We start from the raw sequence: 24,774 nt of genomic DNA, 5'->3' as shown, positions 1-24,774 counted from the left end.
AGACTCTGAAACCTTATTCCTTGTGGTTGAGTACGATCTTATCCGGAAACCGGTTTCCACTTTTCGGGATCATGCTCAGTAATCAATCCCGAATTGATCGTAGAGCCGCCGCAACACCGCTGGCAGCACCTCCGGCAGATCCTCCGCGATCAGCCCCGGGCCGGCCTCGTGCCCTGCCTCGCCGTGCATCCAGACGCCGATGCAGGCCGCATCAAAAGCCGGCACGCCCTGCGCCAGCAACCCGCCGATCATGCCGGACAGCACGTCGCCTGAGCCTGCCGTGGCCAGCCACGGCGGCGCATTGGCCGCGATCGTCGCGCGCCCGTCCGGCGAAGCCACCACCGTATCCGGCCCCTTGAGCAGGACAGTCGCGCCCGAACGTCCGGCCGCGGCGCGCACCCGCTCAAGTTTTGAGCGAAGTGGAAATTTGTTGCTCATCGCGCTGAAAAGACGACGGAACTCTCCTTCATGCGGCGTCAGGATAATGTCGGTATTCCCGGTCTCCTTAACGGCCTCGAACAGGCGATCCGGTGCGTCGGCAAAACTGGTCAGCGCGTCGGCGTCGAGCAGCAGCGCCGGCCGCGCCGAAAGCGCCGTGGATACGAGCGCGCGGGTCTCCTCCCCAATTCCCGCCCCCGGCCCGATCACGCAGGCATTGAGACGCCGGTCCGTCAGGATTTCCGCAAACTCCGCAGCGCCGTTCATGCGCCGAACCATCACGGCGATCAGCGACGCTGCGTTCGCACCCAGCGCATCGTCCGGCGAGAGCACCGTCACAAGCCCGGCTCCAGCCCGCAGCGCGCCACGCGCCGACAATCGGGCAGCGCCCGTGGAGGTCAGATGGCCGGACACGACGACTGCATGTCCTCGTGCATATTTGTGCCCGTCGATACCCGGCACGGGAAACGCGCCTCGCCAGTAATCCGGGATATTCTCGAAGGTTGCGGGACGAATCTTATCCAGCACCGCATCGGAGATGCCGATGTCGGCAACGCGCACCCGGCCGCAATGAATCCGGCCCGGCAGCAAGAGATGCGCCGGCTTCTTGCGAAAGAACGTCACCGTCTCCGTGGCGCGTACCGCGGCGCCCATGATCGCGCCGGTGGTGCCGTTGATGCCGCTCGGCAGATCGACGCTGAGCACCGGCGCGCCGTTGGCGTTGATGGCCTCGATCATCGCATGGGGGTTGCCCGTGACCGAGCGATTGAGCCCTGCGCCGAACAGCGCGTCGACAATCAACGCGGGCGAGCCGAGCGCGGACAGGTCGCAACGCAGCACCGGCCCTTTCCAACCCTTCGCCGCGAGCGCGGCGTCGCCCTTCAGGCTGTCCCGCTCGCACAGCAGGATAACCGAAACGTCGTGGCCGCGCGCCGCCAGTTCGGTCGCTGCGACAAACCCGTCCCCCCCGTTGTTGCCGCACCCGGCGACAACCAGGATCGAGCCTTGACCGACGAGGTCGGTGGCCGCGTCCGCCACCGCCTGTCCGGCGCGCAGCATCAGCGCGAAGCCCGGCGCGCCGGCCGCAATGGCGAGCCGGTCAGCCTGCTCCATTTCACCGGTCGTCAGAATCTCCATGGCCTAACCAACTCGCTGGGGCAAAGAGCTAACCGTCTTACAGACGCACGGCTGCACAAAAAATAAACCCGTTGCCTAATTTGTAATCTGACAGATACTCCGGCGCGCTGCTACGACATGCAAAGTCACGCTTTAATCACCTGATAACGTTTGAAAATTGCACGCTCCTGCGAGTTGGCACAAACCCTGCTTAGAGAGAGACGTTTCGATCTGTGGTGACCACTGGCAGGTAATGAAGCGTGTCTCGCGACTTTTGTCCGTCCGAAAACCAGTGCATGACCGATGCTGCAGGCGGCAGTGTAAGCGCGCATCGGCCACTGGCTGGAAATCGGAAGCGCCAGGAGACGTTCAGTGAAGAAGATCGAAGCCATCATCAAACCGTTCAAGCTCGACGAAGTAAAGGAAGCCCTTCAGGAGATCGGATTGCAAGGCATCACCGTGATCGAAGCAAAAGGCTTTGGCCGGCAGAAGGGGCACGCCGAACTCTATCGCGGCGCGGAATACGTCGTGGACTTCCTGCCCAAGGTCAAAATCGAGATCGTGATCGGCGATGATCTGGTCGAAAAAGCCATCGACGCCATCAGGCGCGCCGCCCAGACGGGCCGCATCGGCGACGGCAAGATCTTCGTGTCCAATATCGAGGAAGCCATTCGGATCCGGACGGGAGAATCCGGCCTCGACGCCATCTAGACTCTCTGAGAGCGACATCCGCACATCAAGCCATGCCAACGGCCGCTTCGCGCTGCCGATCACGAAGACCAGCAGAGACAAGGGGTATTTATGAAGACCGCCAACGACGTCCTGAAATCAATCAAGGACAACGACGTAAAGTACGTCGATCTGCGATTCACCGATCCGCGGGGCAAGTGGCAACACGTCACCTTCGACGTCAGCATGATCGACGAGGAGATTTTCGCAGAAGGCACGATGTTCGACGGCTCGTCGATCGCCGGCTGGAAAGCGATTAACGAGTCCGACATGATGCTGATGCTCGACCCGAGCACGGCCTCGATCGATCCGTTCTTCGCGGAAACGACGATGGTCATCACCTGCGACATCCTGGAGCCCTCCACAGGCGAGCCCTACAACCGCGACCCGCGCGGCATTGCCAGGAAAGCCGAGGCGATGGTGAAATCGATGGGCATCGGCGACACCGTGTATGTCGGCCCCGAAGCCGAGTTCTTCGTTTTCGATGACGTGCGTTTCTCCGCCGATCCGTACAACACCGGATTCAAGCTGGATTCATCCGAACTGCCGACCAATTCGGCAACGGAATATGAAGGCGGCAACCTCGGCCACCGCATTCGCACCAAAGGCGGCTACTTCCCGGTCCCGCCGCAGGATTCAGTGCAGGACATGCGCTCCGAAATGCTGGGTGCCATGGCCAAGATGGGTGTCAGGGTCGAGAAGCATCATCACGAGGTGGCGTCCGCCCAGCACGAGCTCGGCATGAAATTCGACACGCTGACCCACATGGCCGACCAGATGCAGATCTACAAATATTGCATCCACCAGGTGGCGCATATCTACGGCAAGACCGCCACTTTCATGCCGAAGCCGATCTTCGGCGACAACGGCTCCGGCATGCACGTCCACCAGTCCATCTGGAAGGACGGCAAGCCGACCTTCGCCGGCAACAAGTACGCCGACCTGTCGGAAACATGCCTGCACTACATCGGCGGCATCATCAAGCACGCCAAGGCGATCAACGCTTTCACCAATCCGTCGACCAACTCCTACAAGCGTCTGGTGCCGGGCTACGAGGCGCCGGTGCTCCTCGCCTACTCGGCGCGCAACCGCTCGGCATCGTGCCGCATCCCCTACACCACCTCGCCAAAGGCCAAGCGCGTGGAGGTTCGCTTCCCCGACCCGATGGCCAATCCGTATCTCGCCTTTGCGGCGATGCTGATGGCGGGCCTCGACGGCATCAAGAACAAGATCGATCCGGGTCCGGCCATGGACAAGGACCTTTACGACCTGCCGAAAGAAGAGCTGAAGCAGATTCCGACGGTCTGCGGCTCGTTGCGCGAGGCGCTGGAAAGCCTCGACAAGGACCGCACCTTCCTGAAGAACGGCGGCGTGTTCGACGACGACTTCATCAACGCCTATATCGAGCTGAAGATGACCGAGGTGGAGCGCTTCGACATGACCCCGCACCCGGTCGAATTCGACATGTACTATTCATACTGATTGGTTCTCGGTCTCGAAAACAAAAGCAGGCGCTCCTGACGGAGCGCCTTATTTTTTGACGCCAGCACCCCTCGTTTCAAATTTCCGGCCGTTGCAGCGCGGCACGGCGGCAGGACCGGTCCGGGGCCCGTTTCGAGCGGACGCCTCGCCCGATACCGGTCGCCGTCAGACCAGCACAGCCGGCGACGCTTGATCCGGACGGCGTTTTAACGGAACACTGCGGGCTCAAAACCGGAGGCGACCGTGACCGACTTCACCGTAGGCAAAGGGCAAACCCGGACGGATCTGGCATGGGCGATTGCGACCGGAGGGATCGGCATCGTCCTGTTCGCGGCCCTGCTGGTGTTCGCCTGGGAATTTGCGGCGACGCTTTTCCTGATCTTCGCCGGTGTGCTGCTCGGCGTTGCTCTCAACGCCATCACAAATCTGCTCGGCCGCGTCGTTCGCCTGCCTCATGGATTGCGGCTGACGATCGTCTGTCTGGCGCTCGCTGCGGCGTTGTCAGGCGTTGTGGTTCTCGGGGGAACAACAATCGCGAACCAGGCAACGGTTTTAAGCAATACCCTCAAATCGCAGCTTGTGAACCTCAAGGCCTTCCTCGAGAAAAATGGCGTAGACACCAGCTACCTCAATCTGACCGGTCTCAATCCGTCGTCCGAAACCTCGAAAGCTTCCGGGACTGCAAGCGCTTCAGGAACCGCAAGAGCCTCCGGAGCCGCAAAAGCCGATGAGACGCCGTCAGCAAATGTTCAGCACAACTTGCCAAGCGCCGGCGCGCTGGCCTCTAGCGGTTCCGCAATTGTCAGCCAGACCCTGAAGCTCATCCTCGGCACCGTCAGCGCCGTCGGAAATTTCTTCATCGTGCTGTTTCTCGGCCTTTGCTTTGCCGCGCAGCCAACTCTCTATCGTAAAGGATTGCTCAGCATGACACCGGCGAAACACCGGGCGGCGGCGGCGGTTCTGGTCGACAGGATCGGCGATACCCTGGAGCGCTGGCTGATCGCCCAAATGGTCACCATGGCCGCGGTTTTTCTGGTGACCTGGATCGGCCTTGAGATCATCGGCATCCAGAGCTCCTTCATCCTGGGCATCCAGGCCGGTTTGCTCGCCTTCATTCCGACCATCGGCGCGCTACTCGGCGGGTTGATCGTGGTGCTGGCGAGTCTGGCTTCGGGGTGGGTGGCAGGCGCGAGCGCATTCGTGTTGTTTCTTGGCGTCCATGCACTGGAGAGCTACATCCTCACGCCCATCATCCAGCGTCAGGCGCTCGACATCCCGCCCGCGACGCTGTTCGCGTTCCAGATTTTGCTCGGCGTTGTCTTCGGCGTCTGGGGGCTCGCGCTGGCCCTGCCCCTGCTCGCGATCGGCAAGGTCGCTATCGATTATTTGCGCGAGGATGGCGAGCAGCGGTCCGTCAAAGCCGCAAGTTAGAGCGTTTTCGAGCGAAGCATGTCCTCGGGCTTGACCCGAGGATGGGTACCGGTTCGCGTGAAGAAAACGCGTCAAATCAAAATCATAGAGCCTCGCTTCTGGTTCCATCAGGAGCGAGGCTCTAAAAGGTTGCAACCGTATTGGTGTGTTCGACCTCGGGGGGCGAGGCAAAATGCGCTCCGACCAGCGCGCGCCATTCGGTGAAATTGGCGGATTCGCGAAAATCCACGGAATGGTTTTCAAGCGTTTCCCACTCGATCAGCAGCCGGTAGCGTGACGGCTTCTCGATAGACCGGTGCAACTCGAAGCTTTTCCAGCCCTTGCAGCGCTTGAAGATCGTCTGCGCCTGCGCGATCGCGGCCTCAAAGTCCTTCTCGCTGCCCGGCTTGACCTCGATTTGCGCGATTTCGGTAATCATGTGAGGAGACCCTTCGTACGGCTCCCGTCTGTATCGCAATCGGCAGCAACCGGGAAGCCCACCGCGAACGAACGTCTCACGCCTTCCGGGTTAGCCAGCCTCGTTATCGCTCGCAGCAACGCAACAAGGAACGGCAAAACGCACCGGATGAGCCGGGCCGGAGCGCTTAAAAGTGCGGGGAATGTCGCGTTCTATTGGTCCAGTTCTAACATTCGCATCCCGCTTCAGCGAGCCTTTTACGAATGTTAGAATCGAGGGACCACCAGCTTAGAGCGCTTACCGTTCTGATGGAATCAGAACGGACGCTCTAAGCCATTGAGTGGTCGCATTTCCTTACGGCAAACCGGTTTCCACTTCACCGGGACATGCTCTAGGTGTCAGGCGTTGGCGCGCTCGCCTTCAGCGACCATGGCGCTGCCTGAGCCGAAATAGATGCGCGCAACGCCTTTAGGCGTTGCGCAGCAAGAGGCTTGTCCTTGGTTTCCCATAGAACACGGCGCTGCCGCCTCAGGTGATCAATTCGCGGTACTCTCTATCTCGAGTGGTGGTGCGACTTATGCGAGCTGTGTTTGGATTCCGACTGCGAGCTGTGGTTGGAATTATCCGACGCTGCGGCGGAAGCAACCTGCTGCGAAAGCTGATCGACGCTTTTGTGCAAGTTTCCTACGTCGGTCTGAAGAGCCTCTATCGTCTTGACGGACTCAGGATTTGCCTTCCCGGCGCGATCAATCTTCGCCTTGAGAGCGTCGAGATCCGATACCTTGAAAGCACCCAACTGCGTTTGTACGGTCGCGAGCTGAGACTGCAAATCCTTAATCCGTGCGTCGAGCTGAGAGGTATCGGCTGCCGGCGGCGGATCCTTCATCCTTGCTTCGAGATAGCCCAAGCGCTTTTCCAGCCCGGCGACTGCATCTGTGTGGGGCGCGGCTTTCGCTTTCGCGGGAACCGCTGCAAGCGCCTTCGACGGAAGCGGGCCGCCGGTACTCCATACCAAGCCCACGCTGGCGAAGGACAACACGCCGACAACGAGTATGCCCCAAATCAACCGATTAGAGTGGTCGTGTTCGTTCATCACGTTGCCTCCCTTATGTGTTGTCTTGTTATCTTTTAACTCGTCCAGCCAAGCCCTCAGTATGACCGCTCTGCGACTATTTGTACAGAGGGCACGCTTCGTTTGGCTTCGCTCCTCGGCGCGGGCGCGTGGGCTCGGATTGAGATGCTGGTCGGTTGCACCAACGGGACTTGATCGCCAACCCCATGGACTACTGGCAAATATAAATTGCACGTGTAGTTTTGCATTCGCGTTCGGGACGCGCGACTAGATGAGCATTTTCGAGCGAAGTGGGTACCGGTTCGCGTGAAGAAAACGCGTCAATTCAAAATCATAGAGCCTCGCTCCTGATTCCATCAGAAGCGAGGCTCCATGTCGGCCGCGAATGTCAAATCCACTCGGCCAGGAACAGCAAACGCACCGGCGCCGGACGAACCGGGCCGATGCGCTTAAAGTGGAGGGAATGTCGCGTTCCAGGAGAACGGGCGGCCGGTCTTGACGCCGGCTTCGCACTGTCCCGGAGAAAACTCACAGCCGATACAAAATCTGGTCGGTCCAGAAGCGCTCGAGGCGATGCAGCGACTTGTTCAGCGTTGCGAACTCCTCGTTCGAAATGCCGCCGACCTGTTCAACGGTCTTGACGTGCTTCTGGTATAGCGCGTCGACGATGCGTCGGATTTCCTGGCCTTGCGCGGTCAGGCGAATGCGCACCGAGCGGCGATCGACGCGCGAGCGCTGATGATCGAGGAAGCCCAACTCGACGAGCTTCTTCAGATTATAGGAAACGTTGGAGCCGAGATAATAGCCGCGGGTCCGCAATTCGCCGGCGGTCAACTCCTTGTCGCCGATGTTGTAGAGCAGAAGCGCCTGCACCGAATTGATGTCGGCGCGGCCGCGACGATCGAATTCATCCTTGATGACATCGAGCAGACGACGATGCAGACGCTCGACCAAGGTCAACGCTTCGAGATAGAGCGGCTGCACCGGCGCCTGGCCGGCAACCTGTTCCGCGGGCTCGTGAGCCTTCGCAACGGCTTTCATGATGACATCCCCTGTTGTCGTTTTTATCGACTTATTCGACGAAACTTGTGTCCCGCCTGATAGCTGGACCTTAGGGGAGGCGTTTGAAGATCAGCTTAAATAAGACAATAAAGACATCATGAATTTAAGACAGTGAATCGCCGATTAAGCCTTTCAGATAAGGGCTTTTTGCAACTTTTCCTTGACGTTTCCGCCACGCTGTTCACCCTTCGTCTGCGGCTGTTGTCGCATTCAGGAACAGCACCGTTCAAATTCGAAACATCCGGTCAATACAAATGACCACGCCGTTAGGGTGACCGAATTCTTACCGCTAAAAATTCACGGAAAATTTGACGCAACGTCTCAATTTCGATTCTGCGCGACGTCGTCACAATTCTAGCGATGCCGTCTATTCCGGTTAAATCGGCTCCGTCCTTTCGGATGCGGGACTTTTTTTGACGAGGCTCGCGCATTTGCAATGTCTATGGCGGCCGTTCGCGCGCCGCCATCCAGGCCAGCGCAAGATAGGCCGTGAGCATTGCCGTTTCCAACCCGACCACCGCCAGACTGCCGCCATAGATCGCCGGGAACATCAGTTCGACCACAGCCATCGAGACGACGGTGGTGAGCCACACAACGGCGCCCCATGGCGTCGCGAGCCACAGGCCCACGGCGGCCACCAGATCGATCACCGCGAAGTAGACCGTCGCCGCCTGCCAGGCCATGGTCTGGTTCTCAAATGCATCGTCTTCGCCACCGATGAATCCGGTCACTTGAGCCCAATGATAGAGCCCCGCGACGAGCGATAGCACCGCCATGATGCGCAGGAACAGCACCAGTCGCCGGGTCCAGAGATTTTCGACCGTTTCCGTCCGTGCAGACGAAATCCCCGCCACCGACATGGCGTTGTTATCCCGTGGGATCTGCTCGCGCGAAGAGGTTTCAGACATCAGGGTGCTCGTGGCCGGAAACGACGGACATACGAATGCGAAGTCGATTCATGACTTTTTGGAACCACAAAATCAATTGCATTGCGTCGGGGTGCATGAGCGCGGTGACGAAGCCGGTTCCTGGTGCTAGAATTGGAACAAAATCAAATCGGTTTCTGGCCTTCGGGAGTGTCGGCAACATGGCGATAAAATACGGACGTCCCATAGAAATGCGGGATGGACCCCGCCGCGAGGCCGCCGTCACCGCCGCTCCGCTCGATCTGGTGGCCCGGCTGCGCCGCAACCGCAAGGCGGAATGGGCCCGCCGTCTAGTCCGTGAAAGCGTCCTCACCACCGACGACCTGATCTGGCCGCTGTTCGTGGCCGACGGCACCAACAAGCGGACGCCGGTCGCCTCGATGCCCGGCGTCGACCGCATCAGCGTCGATCAATGCGTGCGCGACGCCGAACGCGCGCTGAAGCTGAACATTCCCTGCATCGCGCTGTTCCCCTATACCGATCCCGCGTTGCGGGACGACGCCGGCAGCGAAGCTCTCAATGCCAAGAACCTGGTGTGCAAGTCGGTCCGCGCCATCAAGCGGGAGTTTCCGGACCTCGGCGTGCTCTGCGACGTGGCGCTCGATCCGTTCACCAGTCATGGCCATGACGGTTTGGTCGAGGACGGCAAAATCCTCAACGACGAGACCGTCGCGGTGCTGGTCCAGCAGGCGCTGGTGCAGGCGGAAGCCGGTTGCGACATCATTGCTCCGTCGGACATGATGGACGGCCGTGTCGGCGCGATACGAAGAGCTCTCGACGAGGCCGGATTCGTCGACGTGCAGATCATGGCTTACGCCGCGAAATACGCGTCGGCGTTTTACGGCCCGTTCCGCGACGCCATCGGCTCGGCCAAGGCGCTCACCGGCGACAAGCGCACGTATCAGATGGACAGCGCCAACTCCGACGAAGCGCTGCGCGAGGTTGAGCTCGACATCGCCGAGGGCGCCGACATGGTGCTGGTGAAGCCAGGTATGCCCTATCTCGACATTGTGCGGCGAGTGAAAGACACCTTCGGGATGCCGACCTTCGCCTATCAGGTATCGGGCGAGTACGCGATGATCGCCGCCGCCGCCGGCAACGGCTGGATCGACGGCGACCGCGCCATGATGGAAAGCCTCGTTGCTTTCAAACGCGCCGGGGCCGATGGCGTACTTACCTATTTTGCGGCCGCGGCGGCGGAGAAACTGAAACAAAACCTCTGACGTGCCGCCCTCGGCCACCTGCAATGATTGCCGTTCCTTACCGCTTGCGAGGCCTTGCAACCCCGGCAGCCCGTCGCCATTTCGAGGGCCGGGTAAGAAAAATGCCGTAGATGAGCCGCGGAGGATCGGTGATGGCCGACAATGGCTTCAACAATGCGCATGGCGACAACTCCGCCGGGTTCCGGCCTCATGCGTTCGACCCCTGGATGCAGCCAGAACTGTTTCGCGGCGTCCTGACGCGGCGTTTTTTTGCATTCCTGATCGATCTCGTGGTGCTTTCGATACCAGTGATTTTCGCGGTGATCTTCATCGCGGTGTTCGGCATCGTCACGCTGGGACTTGGCTGGGTGCTGTTCTGGCTGGTCTCGCCCGCCTCCCTGATCTGGGCTCTTGTCTATTACGGCGCGTCGCTGGGCGGCCCGCATTCCGCGACCATCGGAATGCGGCTCATGGGTCTGGAAATGCGGACCTGGTACGGCGAGCCGGGCTATTTTGTACTGGGCGCCGTGCACGCGATCCTGTTTTGGGTATCGGTGTCGGTTTTTACGCCGCTCATTCTGCTGATCGGCCTCTTCAACGGACGGCGGCGGCTATTGCATGATATGCTGTTGGGCACCGTGATTATCAATAACTCGGTTCTCGCGGCGGTTGCGCAACCATACCGGACCTAACCTTTTCGCTTCTGATGGAATCAGAAGTGGACTCTATGATTTTGATTTGACGCGTTTTCTTGACGCGAAACGGTACCCGCTTCGCTCGAAAACGCGCTAGTTGATATCAAGGCAACCGGATTGACGGTCGGCCTTGGGAGCGCGATGCTCGGACATAACCCGCTTCGGAGACTGACAAGACTGCCGTGACCCAGCACTCGCGCGACACCCCGCAATTCTATTTAACGGCACCTTCGCCGTGTCCGTATTTGCCCGATCGCAGCGAGCGCAAGGTGTTCACTCATCTCGTTGGCGAAAAGGCCGGCGAGCTTAACGACCTGCTGACCCATGGCGGTTTTCGCCGCAGTCAGTCGATCGCCTATCGCCCCGCCTGCGATCAGTGTCGCGCTTGCGTTTCCGTGCGGGTGATCGCCGGCGAGTTTCGGCCATCGCGCAATTTCCGTAAGGTGCTGGCGCGCAACGCCGACATCGCCAGCCAGCTACGCGCAGCGGCACCAACGTCCGAACAATATTCGATCTTTCGCGCCTATCTCGACCAGCGCCACCGCGACGGCGGCATGGCCGATATGACCGTGCTCGATTACGCGATGATGGTCGAAGACAGCCACGTCGAAACCCGCATCATTGAGTATCGCAGACGCGGCGCGGATACCGGTGTCAACGAACGCGGCGATCTCGTGGGGGTCGCGCTTACCGACGTGCTCAGCGACGGGCTGTCGATGGTTTATTCGTTTTTCGAGCCGTCCGAGCAGAACCGTTCGCTCGGCACCTTCATGATCCTCGATCACATCTCACGCGCGCGGCAGCTCGGCCTGCCCTATGTGTACCTCGGCTACTGGATCGAGGGGTCGCGGAAGATGGATTACAAGGGCCGCTTTATGCCACAGCAGCGCCTCGCGCCTACGGGCTGGTTGCGGGTCGATGCCAAAGACGAATCGCTGCACGATCCGCGGTGCTAGCAGTGTTATCCGGCAAGCGTGTCCACCAGCAGCTTCACATTGAGGATCACGATCACACCGGCGACGATCCATGCCGCAACGGCAGTTCCGGTTGAAATCGCGAACTTGCCCATCTTGCGCCGATCCGAGACAAAGCGGACCAGCGGGATCACCGCGAACGGCAACTGCATCGACAGGACGACCTGACTGAGAACCAGAAGTTGCGCGGTGCCGCGCTCGCCATAGAACGCAGTGACGGCGATCACCGGAACGATGGCGATGCCGCGGGTGACCAGCCGCCGCGCCCACATCGGCATCCGCAAACGCAGAAAACCTTCCATCACGATCTGGCCCGCAAGCGTCGCCGTCACTGTGGAATTGAGGCCGGAGGCCAAAAGCGCGATCGCGAACAGCGTCGAGGCGATGCTGAGACCCAATAGCGGCGACATCAGCCTGAACGCGTCGCCGATTTCAGCCACCTCGGTGTGACCACTGCGGTGAAACACCGCGGCGGCCACGATCAGAATGGCGGCGTTGACGAACAGCGCCAGCATCAGCGCCAGTGTGCTGTCGGCGGTAGCCCACCGGATCGCACTCCGCCGCCCCTCCTCCGTGCGCGGATATGCGCGCGTCTGCACGATCGACGAATGCAGATAGAGGTTATGCGGCATGACCGTCGCGCCGATGATGCCGATGGCGATGTAGAGCATTTCCGGATTGGTGACGATCTCGCGTGACGGTGCGAAGCCGTGCAGAATCTCGACGACCGGCGGCGCGGCGGCAACGATCTGGATTGCAAAACAGACCGCGATCACGATCAGCAGCGCGACCACAAAGGCCTCAAGGAAACGGAAGCCCCGGTTCATCAACAGCAACAGCAGAACAGCGTCCAGTGCCGCAATCAGCGCGCCGCCGATCAGCGGAATGCCGAACAGCAACTGCAGCGCGATCGCCGTGCCGATCACCTCAGCCAGGTCGCAGGCGATGATCGCCGCCTCGCAGACCAGCCACAGCATGAAATTGACTGGCCGCGAATAGCTGGCGCGGCACGCCTGCGCGAGATCGAGGCCGGCCGCGATGCCAAGCCGCGCGGCGAGCGCCTGCAACAGGATCGCCATGAGGTTCGACAGCAGGATGACCGACAGCAGCGTGTAACCGAACTGCGAACCGCCCGCGATGTCGGTGGCCCAGTTGCCGGGGTCCATGTACCCCACCGAGACCATGTAACCGGGGCCCGCAAAGGCCAGCAGGCGACGCAGCCAGTGCCCGGTCGCGGGCACCGGCACCGTCGCATGGACCTCCTCAAGGCTGGGGCGAGCCGGCGCTTCCGGACGCCAGCCAGCCCCAGCCGAAAAGGCTCCATGCGACGGCTCCGACACCGGCACAGGCTCAGGATCGGGCGACAAACCAGGTGTTTTCACATCCATCGGCTGGATCATGGAATAAATTGATCTTTATTGCAACTCATTTGCAAGTGCATCTGGTAGGTCACGCAAGCGGACGATGGCCGTTCGCGTTCCGCAATCCACGCGGGTGCTCGCGAACGGCTATATTCCGCGACGCGAAGATCGCGCCCGGTCCAGCTCAGGATACAGTTGCGCGCAACCTACTTTGTGGAAGCGACGGGAGAATCGAGCAGATCGAGCACCGTCTCAGACGGACGGCAAATCCGCGTGCCCTGCGACGTTTCCACGATCGGGCGTTGAATCAGGATCGGGTACGCCAGCATGAAATCGAGAAGCTGGTCGTCGGTCCATTTGGGATTGCCGAGATCGAGCTCGGCATAGGGCGTGCCCTTCTCCCGCAGCAGCGCGCGGATGGGAAGCATCATGGCGTCTGCGAGCGCGCGAAGCCGCGCACGGTCCGGCGGATGCTTGAGGTATTCGACGATCACCGGCTCCTCGCCGCTCTGCCGAATCATCGCCAGCGTGTTACGGGAGGTGCCGCAGGACGGGTTGTGATAGATCGTCACGGTCATGGCTGAACCTCCTTGCTGATGGGAGCCGCGCGATTAACCTCGCGCAGCAGCCAACCAATAACAATCACGCCGATGATAGCCCCACAAAGTTCGGCGGTGATAAAACCCGGAAGGTCCCGCGGACGAATCCCGGAAAACGTGTTGGTCAGCGAACGCGCCACCGCGACGGCCGGATTGGCAAACGATGTCGACGCCGTAAACCAGTACGCGGCCGTGATATAGAGACCAACCAGCCACGGCACCGAGCCGCGCTCAAAACGAAGTCCCGCAAGGATCGTTGCGACCAATCCGAACGACGCGACGGCCTCAGCAAACCATTGCGCGCCGCCGGTGCGGATTTTCATCGATGCATTCAGAAGCGGCAGCCCGAACATCAGATGTGCGGTCATCGTGCCGACAATGCCGCCGATAATCTGGACTATGACATACATCAGCCCATCGTTCGTCGACAGTTCACGCTTAAACCAGAAAACCAGCGTTACGGCGGGATTGAAATGCGCGCCGGAGATCGGTCCGAATACGGTAATCAGAACAACCAGGATTGCGCCGGTGGAAATGGTATTGCCGAGCAGCGCCAGCGCCGCATCCTTCGTAAGCCCCTCCGCCATGACGCCAGAGCCGACCACGGCCGCGACCAAGAGCGCTGTCCCGAGCGCTTCAGCCGTCAACCTGCGCGGCAGATCAAACTCTGGCATGCCTGCCGCGCTTGCTTGTCGCCGCGGGCGCGCACAAATTGGCGCGACCGCCGCAGCAGTCTTCGAGCAGGAACTGAATCACGCCGCCAAAGCGCGTAAGGTCAGCGCGATAGACGATCGACCGGCTGAAACGCCGCGCCGAAACCAGTCCGGCACGGGACAGAACCGCAAGATGCGACGACATCGTGTTTTGCGGCACGGCAACAGCTTTCGCGATATCGCCCGCTGCAAGGCCCTTCGGTTCATGCTTCACCAGAAGCCTGAAGACATCCAGCCGGGTCGATTGGGCGAGCGCCGCGAGCGCCAGGATAACGGCTTCAGATTCCATATATCGAGAATTATCGATATACAGCCCGTTGTCAAGGTGCCGACGTTTGCGCCTCGATGGCGAGGACGCGGCGCATGGTTCCCGCGCGGGTGCGCATCTTGAAATGAAATTAAATCGTGCGGCCGAACCTGTTCGATTTCGGCAGGCCGTGCGCGAGGCGTCCGGCGTCGGCGCGGTTGCCGCGCCAGTCGGACAGGTCCTTCCAGTTCAGGCCCTGCTCGCGGCCTGCGGAGTCCCTCCACGTCAATCCGGCCTTCGAATCGAACACGGCGACATCGGACAGACCTGCGTCCTTGTACTTCTGCAGCCGCACGCCACGGCCGCGCGCCATCTCCGGCACCTGATCGAGCGAGAAGATCACCATCTTGTGGTTGGTGCCAATGACGGCGACCTGATCGCCCGCGACCGTCACAATCGCCTTGGCCTCGTTCGGCATCTCGACATTGAGCACCTGCTTGCCCTTGCGGGTGTTACCGACGCAGTCGTCCTCCTTGACGACGAAGCCCTGCCCTTCGCTGCTCGCGATCAGGAACTTGCGGCCGCCGGTGTTGACGAACATCGACACGATCGCGGCGTCCTGCTCCATGTCGATGAAAAGACGGATCGGCTCGCCGTGGCCGCGCCCGCCCGGCAGCTTTGCGACATCGAGCGAATAGAATTTGCCGTTGGTGGCGAACAACAGCAGCTTCGACGTGGTTTCAGCGAAGAACGCGAAACCGGGCTTGTCGTCGGTCTTGAAGGACAGGCCCGACAGGTCCTCGACGTGGCCTTTCAGCGTCCGCACCCAGCCCTTGTCGGACACCACGACCGTGACCGGCTCGCGCTCGACCAGCGACTCTTCCAGCGCGGCGAGATCGTGCTCCGGCGCATCGGCAAACACGGTGCGTCGCTTGCCGAGTGGCGTCTTGGGACCGAACATGTCGCGCACGGTGCGCACCTGCTCGCCAACCTTGGCCCACTGCTCGGTTTCCGACCCGAGCACTTTGTTGATGTCCTTCAATTCCGCCCGCAGTTTCTTGTCCTCGGTGCGGATCTCCATCTCCTCGAGCTTACGCAAGGAGCGCAGGCGCATATTGAGGATAGCCTCGGCCTGGACGTCGGTCAGCTTGAATGCCTTCATCAAGGCCGGCTTCGGCTCATCCTCGGTGCGGATGATTTTGATGACCTTGTCGATGTTCAGATACGCAATCAGGTAGCCGCCCAGCACCTCCAGCCGATGCTCGATCTGCGCCTTGCGATAGGCTGAACGGCGCAACAGCACGTCGCGCAGATGGTCGAGCCACTCGCGAAGGCATTCCGAAAGGCCGACGACCTTCGGAATCTTGCCTTTGATGAGCACGTTGAGGTTGAGCGAAATGCGGCTCTCAAGCTCGGTGAGCTTGAACAGCGATTCCATCACCAGTTCGGGATCGACGTTGCGCGACTTTGGCTCGATGACGACGCGGATATCTTCTGCCGACTCGTCCCTGATGTCGCCGACCAGCGGCAGTTTCTTCTCGTTGAGCAGTTCGGCGATCTTCTCGATCAGCCGCGACTTCTGCACCAGCCAGGGGATTTCGGTGACCACGATCACCCAGGTGCCGCGCGCGCCTTCTTCCTGATTCCACTTGGCGCGGGTGCGGAACGCGCCGCGCCCGGTCATGTAGGCCTCAGCGATGCTTTCCTTGGGGTCGATGATGATGCCGCCGGTCGGAAAATCCGGACCCTTGACCCATTTCAACAGCGACTTCGACTTCGCGTCCGGCTTGTCGATCAGATGCAGCGCGGCGTCGCAGAGTTCGGCGGCGTTGTGCGGCGGAATGGCGGTGGCCATGCCGACCGCGATGCCCTGCGCGCCATTGGCGAGCAGGTTCGGAAAGCCGCCCGGCAGCACCACGGGCTCGCGGGTCTGGCCGTCGTAGTTGGGGCGGAACTCGACGGCATCCTCGTCGATGCCGTCGAGCAGCAGCCGCGCCACATCGGTCATGCGCGCTTCGGTGTAGCGGTAGGCGGCGGGATTATCGCCGTCGATGTTGCCGAAATTACCCTGGCCGTCGACCAGCGGGTAACGCGAGGCGAAATCCTGCGCGAGCCGCACCATCGCATCGTAGATCGCCTGATCGCCGTGGGGATGGAATGAGCCCATGACGTCGCCGACGATCTTGGCGGATTTCTTGAAGGCCGAACCGGGATCGAGCCGCAGCAGCCGCATACCGTAAAGGATGCGCCGATGTACCGGCTTGAGGCCGTCGCGGGCATCCGGCAAGGCGCGGTGCATGATGGTGGACAGCGCGTAGGCGAGATAGCGCTCTTCCAGCGCATCCCGAAGCTGCACGTCGTGAATTTCGGCCGGTTCCGGAATCAGTCGTTTTCCCATGCGGACGGGTTAAACCCGGACAAGTGCGGCGACAAGGCGCGAATCACTTTAGTGAGTCGTCCCGGCGTTCGCCGGGACGACTCGCGGAAGCGGTCGCCTCTGTCATTCAAACGACCGATCTGATCCGCGTCGCTTTCGCACCACCGCGTTGATGAACCCGGCGCGCGCGTCGGAATGTCCTTGCCCCCTCGGCTCCAGCACGTGGCGCAGCAGGAACCGACCTGTCAGTTCGAATCCGTCCAGCAAGTCTTGTTCCGACCAGCCGCTTTGTTCTTCGTCGGCCTCGCGCAGAAACGGCGGCAGCCGCAGCAGCCGGTCGCGCCACGGTTCGCCGGCCTGCCGCGACACCGCCCCGCCCGATTTCGGTGAGACGTAAATGAGGTCCGTGGTGCCTCCGGTCGCCGCGCAGGCCGACAGATCGAGGCCGAAACCGAGTTCGGTCAGCATCGCCAGTTCGAACCGGATCAGATGGATCGCCGCCTCGTCCGCCGTGTCGAAATCGTCCAGCGTCCGTTCCAGCATCTCGAAAATGCCGTCATGCGGATCGCGCTCGGGCAACAGCCGCGCCAGCGACGCCAGATGGGTCACGCCATAGGTCGCATGGGACGCGCCGAGCAGGTTGGCGGCGCGCATCCGCGTGCCTTCCAGCGCATAGGCGCCGAGATGCTCGTCGAGCCGCGCCCGCCATAGCGCGCTGACCGAATTTCCGGGCTGCAACAGCGGGCGCATCCGCGATCCCGCCCCTCCGCGCACAAGGCCGAGATGGCGACCGTGGCCGCGCGTCAGAAGCTCGACGATGGCTGAGGACTCGCCATGCCGCCGCACCCCGAGCACGATACCATCGTCGGTCCATTCCATGGCGCCAGCTTATAATATCGCGCGGCGTTTCGCAGCCATCCGATCAGACGGAGTTGAACCAGTCTTTGGCGTCATCCGTGAATGAAAAATATATCCCGGCCCCTGCCAGAACGGTCGAAAACAGATCGACCGCCGACGCCAGCGTCAGCCCGCGGCTCAATGAATCGAGCAGGGAAAGCACCGAGAGCCCGAGTGCAGCGACCAGGATCCATCGCGCCCAGCTCTTCCGGTGCCGTGCCGCGAGCCAGACCAGAAGCAGGAAAAACATCAACACGACAACGACAAACATATCGGCGCTCACCGCGGCCGTCTCGCCAATATCAGCCGACGGGCGTTCGATGAACGCAGCCGACAACGTATCGACCAGCAGCGACAGATACAGCAGGACCTCGAACCACAGCACGTTTCTCGGGATCGTCATGGCGTGCGCCGGCCTATTCCTTGGGAAACTCCAGTCCCATTTCGCGATAACGGTTCGGATCGTCGCCCCAGTTCTCACGCACCTTCACGAACAGAAACAGATGCACCGGCTGGCCAAGGATCTCGCCGATCTCCTTGCGGGAGTCAGCACCGATCGCCTTGATGGTCGCGCCATTCTTGCCCAGCACGATCTTACGCTGGCTGTCGCGCTCCACAAAGATGGTCTGCTCGATGCGAACCGATTTGTCGTTGCGCTCGGTCCAACTGTCGGTCTCGACGGTGGATTGATACGGCAATTCCTGATGCAGATGGCGGTAGATCTTCTCGCGGGTGATTTCGGCAGCGAGGTGACGCAGCGGCGCGTCCGACATCTGGTCTTCCGGGTAGTGAAACGGCCCTTCCGGCACGCGCGCGGCCAGCGCGCGGCGCAGATCATCGACGCCGTCGCCCGACAGCGCCGACACCATGAACGTATCCTCAAAAGCGAGACGTTCGTTGGCCGCGCTGGCCAGCGCCAGCAGTTTTTCGCGAGGCACGAGATCGATCTTGTTCAGCACCAGAATTTTCGGATGCGCCACGCCTGCGAGTTTCGTCAGGATGACGTCGGCCTCGTCGTCGACCCCCGCGCGTGCGTCGAGCAGCGCGCAGACGAGATCGGCGTCGTGGGCCCCGCTCCACGCGGTCGAAACCATGGCGCGGTCGAGCCGCCGCTTCGGCGCGAAGATGCCGGGCGTATCGACCAAAATGATCTGGGCGTTGTTCTCAACGACGATGCCGCGGATCAGCGCACGGGTGGTCTGCACCTTGCGCGAGACAATGGTGACCTTCGAGCCGACCAGAGCATTGACCAGGGTGGACTTGCCGACGTTCGGCGCCCCGATCAACGCGACGAAACCGCATCGCGTCGCCGCGTCCGTCTCGCTCATTTTACACCTTCACGCGCGATCATGGCGGATGCCGCAGCCTTCTCCGCCGCGCGCTTGCTGCCGCCGATGCCCTCCGAGGCCTCCAGCCCCGGCAATTCCACCGCGACGCGGAAGCGCGGGTCGTGATGCGGCCCGGTGCGCTCCACTTCGCGGTAAACCGGCGTCGGCAGGCCCTGGCCCTGCGCCCACTCCTGCAGCACGGTCTTGGGATCGCGCAGCGGCCGGACCGGCTTGCGCATTCGCTCAAGCCAGTTGCGCTCGACGAAGGCAGCAGCAGCCGCATAGCCGCCATCGAGATAGACCGCGCCGATCACCGCCTCGCAGATGTCTCCGAGCACAGACCGGCGCAGCCGCGCGCCGGCACCGGCGCCGACCGCGCCGAGCTTGATGCCTTCGAGCAGATCGAGCGATTTGGCAACATCGATACAGGTCTCCTTGCGCACGAGTTCGGCGAGCCGCTTCGACAGTTCGCCCTCGTCCGCCTTGGGAAAGGCGCGGTAGAGCATGTCGGAGACCACCAGACCGAGTACGTGATCGCCGAGGAATTCGAGACGCTGGTAGCTGTCGCCGCGTCCGCGCGACGACTTCAGCGCCGAGACATGGGTGAAGGCCGTGGTCAGCAGCGACATATCGGCGAACTTGTGGCCCAGCCGCTGTTCGATCGCGGCCATGATCGCCTTGGTGCTGGTCCTGACCCGCTTCGCCTTCGGCGCAGGCTCCGCCGGCTCCGTGTCGGATGGCACGGCTGCATCGTCGGGGGGCGGGACTGGCTTGATGTCAGCCGATTCGTCGATCATCGCACGAGGGAGAATATGCGATTCCACCGCACAGCGGTGGGCCAGCGCCAGATCTCCCAGGCATGTCCGCCCTCCCCGATCGAGAAGAAGATCATCTGCGCCCGTCCGACCAGATTCTCGAACGGCACATAGCCGACCGCGGAGAGCACGCGGCTGTCGGTCGAATTGTCGCGGTTGTCACCCATCATGAAGAAATGGCCCGCCGGCACGGTGTAGACGTTGGTATTGTCGTAGAAACCGTTGTCGACGCAATCGAGCGTCTTATAGGAGACGCCGTTCGGCAGCGTTTCCCGCCATTGCTTGACCCGCGCCGTCGCATCGGAGCCGCATGGGTCTTCCCCGACGAAATCCGGCAGCCGTTCGCGCTGCACCGGCTTGTCGTTGATGTAGAGCAGCCCCTCCTTCATCTGGATGCGGTCGCCCGGCAGCCCGATCACCCGCTTGATGTAGTCCGTGGTGTTATCCTTCGGCAGACGAAATACCACGACATCGCCGCGGCTCGGTTCGGAGCCGAAGATACGCCCCGAAAACAGCGGCGGCGAGAACGGGATGGAAAAGCGACTGTAACCGTATGAGTATTTCGAAACGAACAGATAGTCGCCGACCAGCAGCGTGGCCTTCATCGATCCCGAGGGGATGTTGAACGGCTGGAACAGGAAGGTTCGGATCACCAGCGCGATCAGGAGAGCGTGAATGACGACACGGATGGTCTCGCCGACGCCGCTTTCAGTTTTGGTCCCGGATGTCACGCCCATCGTTTCCCCTTGTCCATCGCCGCCGCCCGAAGCGATGGCAAAGCGCTTTGCGACGAAGAGCCTGGCTTCGCGAAAAAACGCCAATCATTCCGGTATTTAGAGTGAACTCGCGTACCAACCGCTGAAGGTTTCCTGCTGACTTCGCTCTCGTGTCCCGATTCCGAAGCACCCTGCGGCATTTTAGACGGTTGTTTGCGGCCGCGCAATCAACCGCGCGGCTAAAACTTTCTAACTATCTGATATTACTTTTATTTTAGTTTCGACGCGACACTGTATCGGACTCAGCGTATCGGACTCAGCCGATCAAAGGTTGCCCGGCGTGCCGGCCGAAATTATGACGAAGGCCTGCGCCAACGGCCAATCGTCGGTGAGGCTCAGGTCGATCCGCGCCTCAAGACCCTGCGGCGTCAGCATTTGCAGCCGCTTCAGCGCCCCGCCCGTTAGCATCATGGAGGGCCGCCCGGACGGCAGATTGACGACGCCCATGTCCCGCCACCACACGCCGCGCCGGATTCCGGTCCCGAGCGCCTTGGAGCAGGCTTCCTTCGCGGCAAACCGCTTTGCGTAGGTCGCCACCACCATCTTCTCGTTGCTGGCGCGGCGCGCGGCCTTCGCCCGCTCGGCGTCCGTGAAGATGCGATTGAGGAACCGGTCACCGTGACGCTCGATGACCTTCGCCACCCGGCGGATATCGATCAGGTCGGAGCCGACGCCGATGATCATGCCATGCGCGTCTTCAGGGTTGCGCGGCCGCGATCCATCGCCGCGCGCATGGTGCGAACTGTCTCCGCGATCCCGACGAGCAATGCCTCGCCCATCATGAAGTAGCCGATATTCAGTTCGACGATCTCGGGCAGCGCCGCGATCGTCTCCGCCGTCGCGTAATCGAGACCGTGCCCGGCGTGAACCTCAAGGCCCGCCGACTTGGCCAATGCAACGCCTTCGACAATGCGGCGCCATTCGGCATCCGCCTTCTCCGTGTGACCATCGACGACGGCATCGCACCAGCCGCCGGTGTGAATCTCGATCGCCGGCGCACGCAGTTGCGCGGCCATCTCGATCTGCTGCGCATCGGCGGCGATGAATAACGAAACACGAATACCGGCATCGCCGAAGCGCGCGATCGAAGGCGCCAGCGAGTCCCGTTGACCAACCACATCGAGACCACCTTCTGTGGTGAGTTCCTCGCGACGTTCGGGCACCAGACACACTGCGTGCGGCTTGGTTTCCAGCGCGATCCGGATCATGTCCGGGGTCGCCGCCATCTCGAAATTGAGGGGCTTTGGGATTTCGGCCTTCAGCCGCGCCATGTCGGTATCGCGAATGTGGCGCCGATCCTCGCGCAGATGCGCGGTAATGCCGTCTGCGCCGGCCGCGATCGCCGCAAGCGCGATGCGCACAGGATCCGGCCGCGCTCCGCCACGTGCGTTGCGCAGGGTGGCGACATGATCGACATTGAGTCCGAGGCGGATCGCGGAAGGATGAGGCATCAGGGTCTCTTATTTAGTTTTTAGTTCGGCATACCGAAAGGAAAAATGCGCTCCCTCTCCCATTGGGTCGAGCCGAGCGAAGCTCGCTTTTGGAGGGTTGGGGTGTGGGATTACAGACGATCGACAAGACGGCGCCTCACGACTGCCGCACAGCCGACCTCTCCGCGATGCGGAGAGGTGAAATTGCGCGCGCAGGTCCGTCACGATTCCTGTCCATTGCCTAGCCATTGACCCGCTCGACGCGCCCCACGACGTCCTTGGCACGCAACTGGGCGATGATGGCGCTGAGATGCTTGAGGTCGTAGACCTCGAGATCGATGGTCATTTCGGTGAAGTCGGGCGAACGCCTGCTCATGTTGATATTGTCGATATTGCCGTCGTGTTCGGCGATCACGGTCGCGACCTGCGCCAGGCTGCCGGGCTCGTTGAGGCTATCCACCACGATGCGCGCCGGAAACCGCTGCGGCGTGGTGTCGTCGACATCCCAGCGAACGTCGAGCCAGCGCTCCGGCTCTTCCTCGAAATCCGTCAGCGCCGGCGACTGGATCGGATAGATCGTGACTCCCTCGCCCGGCGTGATAATACCGACGATGCGATCGCCCGGTACCGCACCGCCATTGGGCGCGAATTTGATCGGCAAATTCGAATCGATGCCGCCGATCGGGATTACCGACGGGCCACGAGCTGGATCCGGCGCCGATTTCAATTTGAGCTTCGCGGCCAGGCCCTTCTTGGCGCCGGCGCCGCCCACCCGCTCCTCCTTGTAGTCCGGATACATCGCGCGCGCGACATCGGAGGCGCGCATTTCCCCGCGACCCACCGAAGCCATCACATCCTCGATCGTGGCGCGCGCCAGCCGCGGCAACGCGCCGGTGAGCTTGTCGTCGGCGTATTCGATCTTCACGCGACTGAACAGGCGCTCCACGATCCGCCGGCCAAGGCTGACGTATTGACCGCGCACGGCGGCCCGGGTGGCGCGCCGGATCGCGGCCCGCGCCTTGCCGGTGACCGCAAGCGATTCCCAGGCCGACGGCGGCGCGGACTGGGCGAGCGACGTCAGGACCTCGACCTCGTCACCGTTCTGCAATTGCGACGACAGCGGCGCGAACTTGCCGTTGATCTTGCAACCCACCGTACTGTTGCCGACATCCGTATGCACCGCATAGGCAAAATCGATGACGTTGGCGTGCCGCGGCAGCGCGATCAGCTTTCCCTTCGGGGTGAAGCAGAACACCTGGTCGTGAAACAACTCGAGCTTGGTGTGCTCAAGGAATTCTTCCGGATTGACGCTCTCCGACAGCATTTCGATGGTGTGGCGCAGCCATGCAAAGGCATTGGATTCGCGGTTGAGCAGTTCGGTCGGCGAACCCGCCCCATCCTTGTAAAAAGCATGTGCGGCGATGCCGAATTCGGCGATGCGGTCCATCTCCCCGGTGCGGAGTTGCAGTTCGACACGCTGGTTGCCCGGTCCGATCACGGTGGTGTGGATCGAGCGATAGTCGTTCTGCTTCGGCGTCGAAATGTAGTCCTTGAAGCGGCCGGGCACCACCGGCCAGGTCGTGTGGACCACGCCGAGCGCACGATAGCAGGCTCCGACATCGGGCATCACGACGCGGAATCCAAAAATATCCGAAAGCTGCTCGAAGCCGACCGATTTTCGTTCCATCTTGGTCCAGATCGAAAACGGCTGCTTGCGACGGCCATTCACGCGCGCCGCGATGCCCTTGTTCGCAAGACTGGTCGTGAGCTGGCTCTCGATCTCGCCGATCAGGTTGCGGTTGCGTTCGGCCAATGCGTCGAGCCGCTGCGAAACCACCGCATGGGCTTCCGGATCGAGAGTGCGGAACGCCAGATCCTCAAGCTCCTCGCGCATCTCCTGCATACCCATGCGGCCAGCCAGTGGCGCGTAGATGTCGAGGGTCTCCTCGGCGATACGCTGACGCGACGCCGGCGGCACGAAGTCCAGGGTGCGCATGTTGTGCAGCCGGTCGGCAAGCTTGATCAGCAGCACGCGAACATCTTCGGCGATCGCCAGCAGCAGCTTGCGCAGGTTCTCGGCCTGCTTGGCCTCGCGCGAGACCAGTTCCAGCCGTTTCAGCTTGGTCAGGCCCTCGACCAGCGCGCCGATCTCGTGACCGAACATGTTGTCGATCTCGGCTCGGGTGGCCTCGGTATCCTCGATGGTATCGTGCAGCAGCGCTGCGACGATGGTGGCATCGTCGAGCTTGAGACCGGTCAGGATGGCCGCGACCTCGAGCGGGTGGGAAAAATAGGGATCGCCCGACGCCCGCATCTGCTCGCCGTGGGCCTTCATGGCATAGACGTAGGCCCGATTCAGCAAATCCTCGTTGGTGTCCGGGTTGTAGGAGCGAACGCGCTCGACCAGGTCGTACTGGCGCATCATGCGCGGGCGCGGCGGCCTGGCCGGGGTAGCCGGCGTCGGAGCCTCCCCGACTGAATTGGTCGCGGTCTGCATCTGCCCCATTCTGCGAGGCCAACTCGCCATAGAACTCAGTACCTTCATCGCACGGAAACCGTCCGCTCACCCTCCAATATCTATCCTAGATTGTCCCGGCCAAAAGTCGAATTCGATCTTTAGGCGCACGAGATTTTGGTTACCGGAGCAAGGCCCGGCCGAACGGCCGGGGTCGCCCTTTCTGCTCCCAGAAACGCAAAAGCCCGGACC

The 24,774-nt window shown here is 61.6% G+C and carries 24 protein-coding genes; 6 read left to right on the top strand and 18 right to left on the bottom strand.

Annotated features, from left to right (window positions below):
* Positions 1 to 75: 75 nt before the first annotated feature.
* Positions 76 to 1,575, bottom strand: a complete 1,500-nt coding sequence (locus V4R08_RS03705; protein ID WP_335578099.1) for an NAD(P)H-hydrate dehydratase — start codon at positions 1,573 to 1,575, stop codon at positions 76 to 78.
* 351 nt (positions 1,576 to 1,926) lie between these two features.
* On the opposite strand from V4R08_RS03705, the gene V4R08_RS03700 reads away from it, so the two are divergent.
* The 3 genes from V4R08_RS03700 to V4R08_RS03690 all read left to right on the top strand — a co-directional run bounded on the left by V4R08_RS03700 (position 1,927) and on the right by V4R08_RS03690 (position 5,196).
* Positions 1,927 to 2,265, top strand: a complete 339-nt coding sequence (locus tag V4R08_RS03700; RefSeq protein ID WP_011510702.1) for a P-II family nitrogen regulator — start codon at positions 1,927 to 1,929, stop codon at positions 2,263 to 2,265.
* 90 nt (positions 2,266 to 2,355) lie between these two features.
* The gene (glnA, locus tag V4R08_RS03695; protein WP_335578098.1) at positions 2,356 to 3,765 is read left to right on the top strand and encodes a type I glutamate--ammonia ligase; all 1,410 of its coding nucleotides are present in this window, start codon (positions 2,356 to 2,358) and stop codon (positions 3,763 to 3,765) included.
* 243 nt (positions 3,766 to 4,008) lie between these two features.
* Positions 4,009 to 5,196 (top strand): AI-2E family transporter, encoded by a 1,188-nt coding sequence (locus V4R08_RS03690; RefSeq protein WP_335578097.1) that lies wholly within the window; start codon positions 4,009 to 4,011, stop codon positions 5,194 to 5,196.
* A 121-nt stretch (positions 5,197 to 5,317) separates the two neighbouring features.
* Here V4R08_RS03690 and V4R08_RS03685 read toward each other — a convergent pair whose 3' ends face one another.
* From V4R08_RS03685 to V4R08_RS03670, 4 genes are all read right to left on the bottom strand, one after another.
* Positions 5,318 to 5,614 (bottom strand): antibiotic biosynthesis monooxygenase family protein, encoded by a 297-nt coding sequence (locus tag V4R08_RS03685; RefSeq protein ID WP_335578096.1) that lies wholly within the window; start codon positions 5,612 to 5,614, stop codon positions 5,318 to 5,320.
* 532 nt (positions 5,615 to 6,146) lie between these two features.
* Complete coding sequence (locus tag V4R08_RS03680) at positions 6,147 to 6,686, bottom strand: hypothetical protein (protein WP_335578095.1); 540 nt, start codon at positions 6,684 to 6,686, stop codon at positions 6,147 to 6,149.
* A 507-nt stretch (positions 6,687 to 7,193) separates the two neighbouring features.
* The gene (ldtR, locus tag V4R08_RS03675) at positions 7,194 to 7,709 is read right to left on the bottom strand and encodes a transcriptional regulator LdtR (RefSeq protein ID WP_335580171.1); all 516 of its coding nucleotides are present in this window, start codon (positions 7,707 to 7,709) and stop codon (positions 7,194 to 7,196) included.
* Between the two features lie 458 nt (positions 7,710 to 8,167).
* Positions 8,168 to 8,635: a DUF6163 family protein gene (locus V4R08_RS03670; RefSeq protein ID WP_335578094.1), complete on the bottom strand. Its 468-nt coding sequence runs from the start codon at positions 8,633 to 8,635 to the stop codon at positions 8,168 to 8,170.
* 179 nt (positions 8,636 to 8,814) lie between these two features.
* On the opposite strand from V4R08_RS03670, the gene hemB reads away from it, so the two are divergent.
* The 3 genes from hemB to V4R08_RS03655 all read left to right on the top strand — a co-directional run bounded on the left by hemB (position 8,815) and on the right by V4R08_RS03655 (position 11,506).
* Positions 8,815 to 9,876, top strand: a complete 1,062-nt coding sequence (hemB, locus tag V4R08_RS03665; RefSeq protein ID WP_335578093.1) for a porphobilinogen synthase — start codon at positions 8,815 to 8,817, stop codon at positions 9,874 to 9,876.
* Positions 9,877 to 10,007: 131 nt separating this feature from the next.
* Entirely contained in the window at positions 10,008 to 10,547 is a 540-nt protein-coding gene (locus V4R08_RS03660; RefSeq protein ID WP_335578092.1) for an RDD family protein, read from the top strand.
* Positions 10,548 to 10,732: 185 nt separating this feature from the next.
* Positions 10,733 to 11,506 (top strand): arginyltransferase, encoded by a 774-nt coding sequence (locus tag V4R08_RS03655; protein WP_335578091.1) that lies wholly within the window; start codon positions 10,733 to 10,735, stop codon positions 11,504 to 11,506.
* Positions 11,507 to 11,511: 5 nt separating this feature from the next.
* Here the strand turns inward: V4R08_RS03655 and V4R08_RS03650 are convergent, their stop codons facing one another.
* The 13 genes from V4R08_RS03650 to V4R08_RS03590 all read right to left on the bottom strand — a co-directional run bounded on the left by V4R08_RS03650 (position 11,512) and on the right by V4R08_RS03590 (position 24,564).
* On the bottom strand, positions 11,512 to 12,912 hold the full coding sequence (locus tag V4R08_RS03650) for an Nramp family divalent metal transporter (protein ID WP_335580170.1): 1,401 nt from the start codon (positions 12,910 to 12,912) through the stop codon (positions 11,512 to 11,514).
* 179 nt (positions 12,913 to 13,091) lie between these two features.
* Positions 13,092 to 13,463 (bottom strand): arsenate reductase (glutaredoxin), encoded by a 372-nt coding sequence (arsC, locus tag V4R08_RS03645; protein ID WP_335578090.1) that lies wholly within the window; start codon positions 13,461 to 13,463, stop codon positions 13,092 to 13,094.
* Entirely contained in the window at positions 13,460 to 14,158 is a 699-nt protein-coding gene (locus V4R08_RS03640; protein ID WP_335578089.1) for an MIP/aquaporin family protein, read from the bottom strand. The genes arsC and V4R08_RS03640 overlap by 4 nt, the downstream gene beginning before the upstream one ends.
* Positions 14,145 to 14,486, bottom strand: a complete 342-nt coding sequence (locus V4R08_RS03635) for an ArsR/SmtB family transcription factor (protein ID WP_335578088.1) — start codon at positions 14,484 to 14,486, stop codon at positions 14,145 to 14,147. Before V4R08_RS03635 ends, V4R08_RS03640 begins: the two co-directional genes overlap by 14 nt.
* A gap of 109 nt (positions 14,487 to 14,595) precedes the next feature.
* A complete protein-coding gene (gene parC / locus V4R08_RS03630; protein ID WP_335578087.1) occupies positions 14,596 to 16,842 on the bottom strand; it encodes a DNA topoisomerase IV subunit A in 2,247 nt (748 codons plus the stop codon).
* A gap of 102 nt (positions 16,843 to 16,944) precedes the next feature.
* Positions 16,945 to 17,700: a DNA repair protein RecO gene (gene recO, locus V4R08_RS03625; protein ID WP_335578086.1), complete on the bottom strand. Its 756-nt coding sequence runs from the start codon at positions 17,698 to 17,700 to the stop codon at positions 16,945 to 16,947.
* A gap of 43 nt (positions 17,701 to 17,743) precedes the next feature.
* Positions 17,744 to 18,121 (bottom strand): hypothetical protein, encoded by a 378-nt coding sequence (locus V4R08_RS03620; RefSeq protein WP_335578085.1) that lies wholly within the window; start codon positions 18,119 to 18,121, stop codon positions 17,744 to 17,746.
* A gap of 13 nt (positions 18,122 to 18,134) precedes the next feature.
* Positions 18,135 to 19,046 carry a GTPase Era gene (gene era / locus V4R08_RS03615; protein ID WP_335578084.1) on the bottom strand — a complete coding sequence of 304 codons (912 nt, stop codon included), beginning with the start codon at positions 19,044 to 19,046 and terminating at the stop codon, positions 18,135 to 18,137.
* Positions 19,043 to 19,843: a ribonuclease III gene (rnc, locus tag V4R08_RS03610; protein WP_335578083.1), complete on the bottom strand. Its 801-nt coding sequence runs from the start codon at positions 19,841 to 19,843 to the stop codon at positions 19,043 to 19,045. Before rnc ends, era begins: the two co-directional genes overlap by 4 nt.
* Positions 19,840 to 20,598 (bottom strand): signal peptidase I, encoded by a 759-nt coding sequence (lepB, locus tag V4R08_RS03605; RefSeq protein ID WP_335578082.1) that lies wholly within the window; start codon positions 20,596 to 20,598, stop codon positions 19,840 to 19,842. The genes rnc and lepB overlap by 4 nt, the downstream gene beginning before the upstream one ends.
* A gap of 303 nt (positions 20,599 to 20,901) precedes the next feature.
* The gene (gene acpS, locus V4R08_RS03600) at positions 20,902 to 21,321 is read right to left on the bottom strand and encodes a holo-ACP synthase (protein ID WP_335578081.1); all 420 of its coding nucleotides are present in this window, start codon (positions 21,319 to 21,321) and stop codon (positions 20,902 to 20,904) included.
* Entirely contained in the window at positions 21,318 to 22,088 is a 771-nt protein-coding gene (locus V4R08_RS03595) for a pyridoxine 5'-phosphate synthase (RefSeq protein WP_335578080.1), read from the bottom strand. The genes acpS and V4R08_RS03595 overlap by 4 nt, the downstream gene beginning before the upstream one ends.
* Before the next feature lie 220 nt (positions 22,089 to 22,308).
* Entirely contained in the window at positions 22,309 to 24,564 is a 2,256-nt protein-coding gene (locus tag V4R08_RS03590) for a RelA/SpoT family protein (protein ID WP_442935622.1), read from the bottom strand.
* Positions 24,565 to 24,774: the final 210 nt, after the last annotated feature.

The sequence above is a fragment of the Nitrobacter sp. NHB1 genome, from assembly GCF_036964665.1.
Taxonomy (GTDB): Bacteria; Pseudomonadota; Alphaproteobacteria; order Rhizobiales; family Xanthobacteraceae; genus Nitrobacter.
This window is presented reverse-complemented; position numbering and strand designations above follow the sequence as displayed.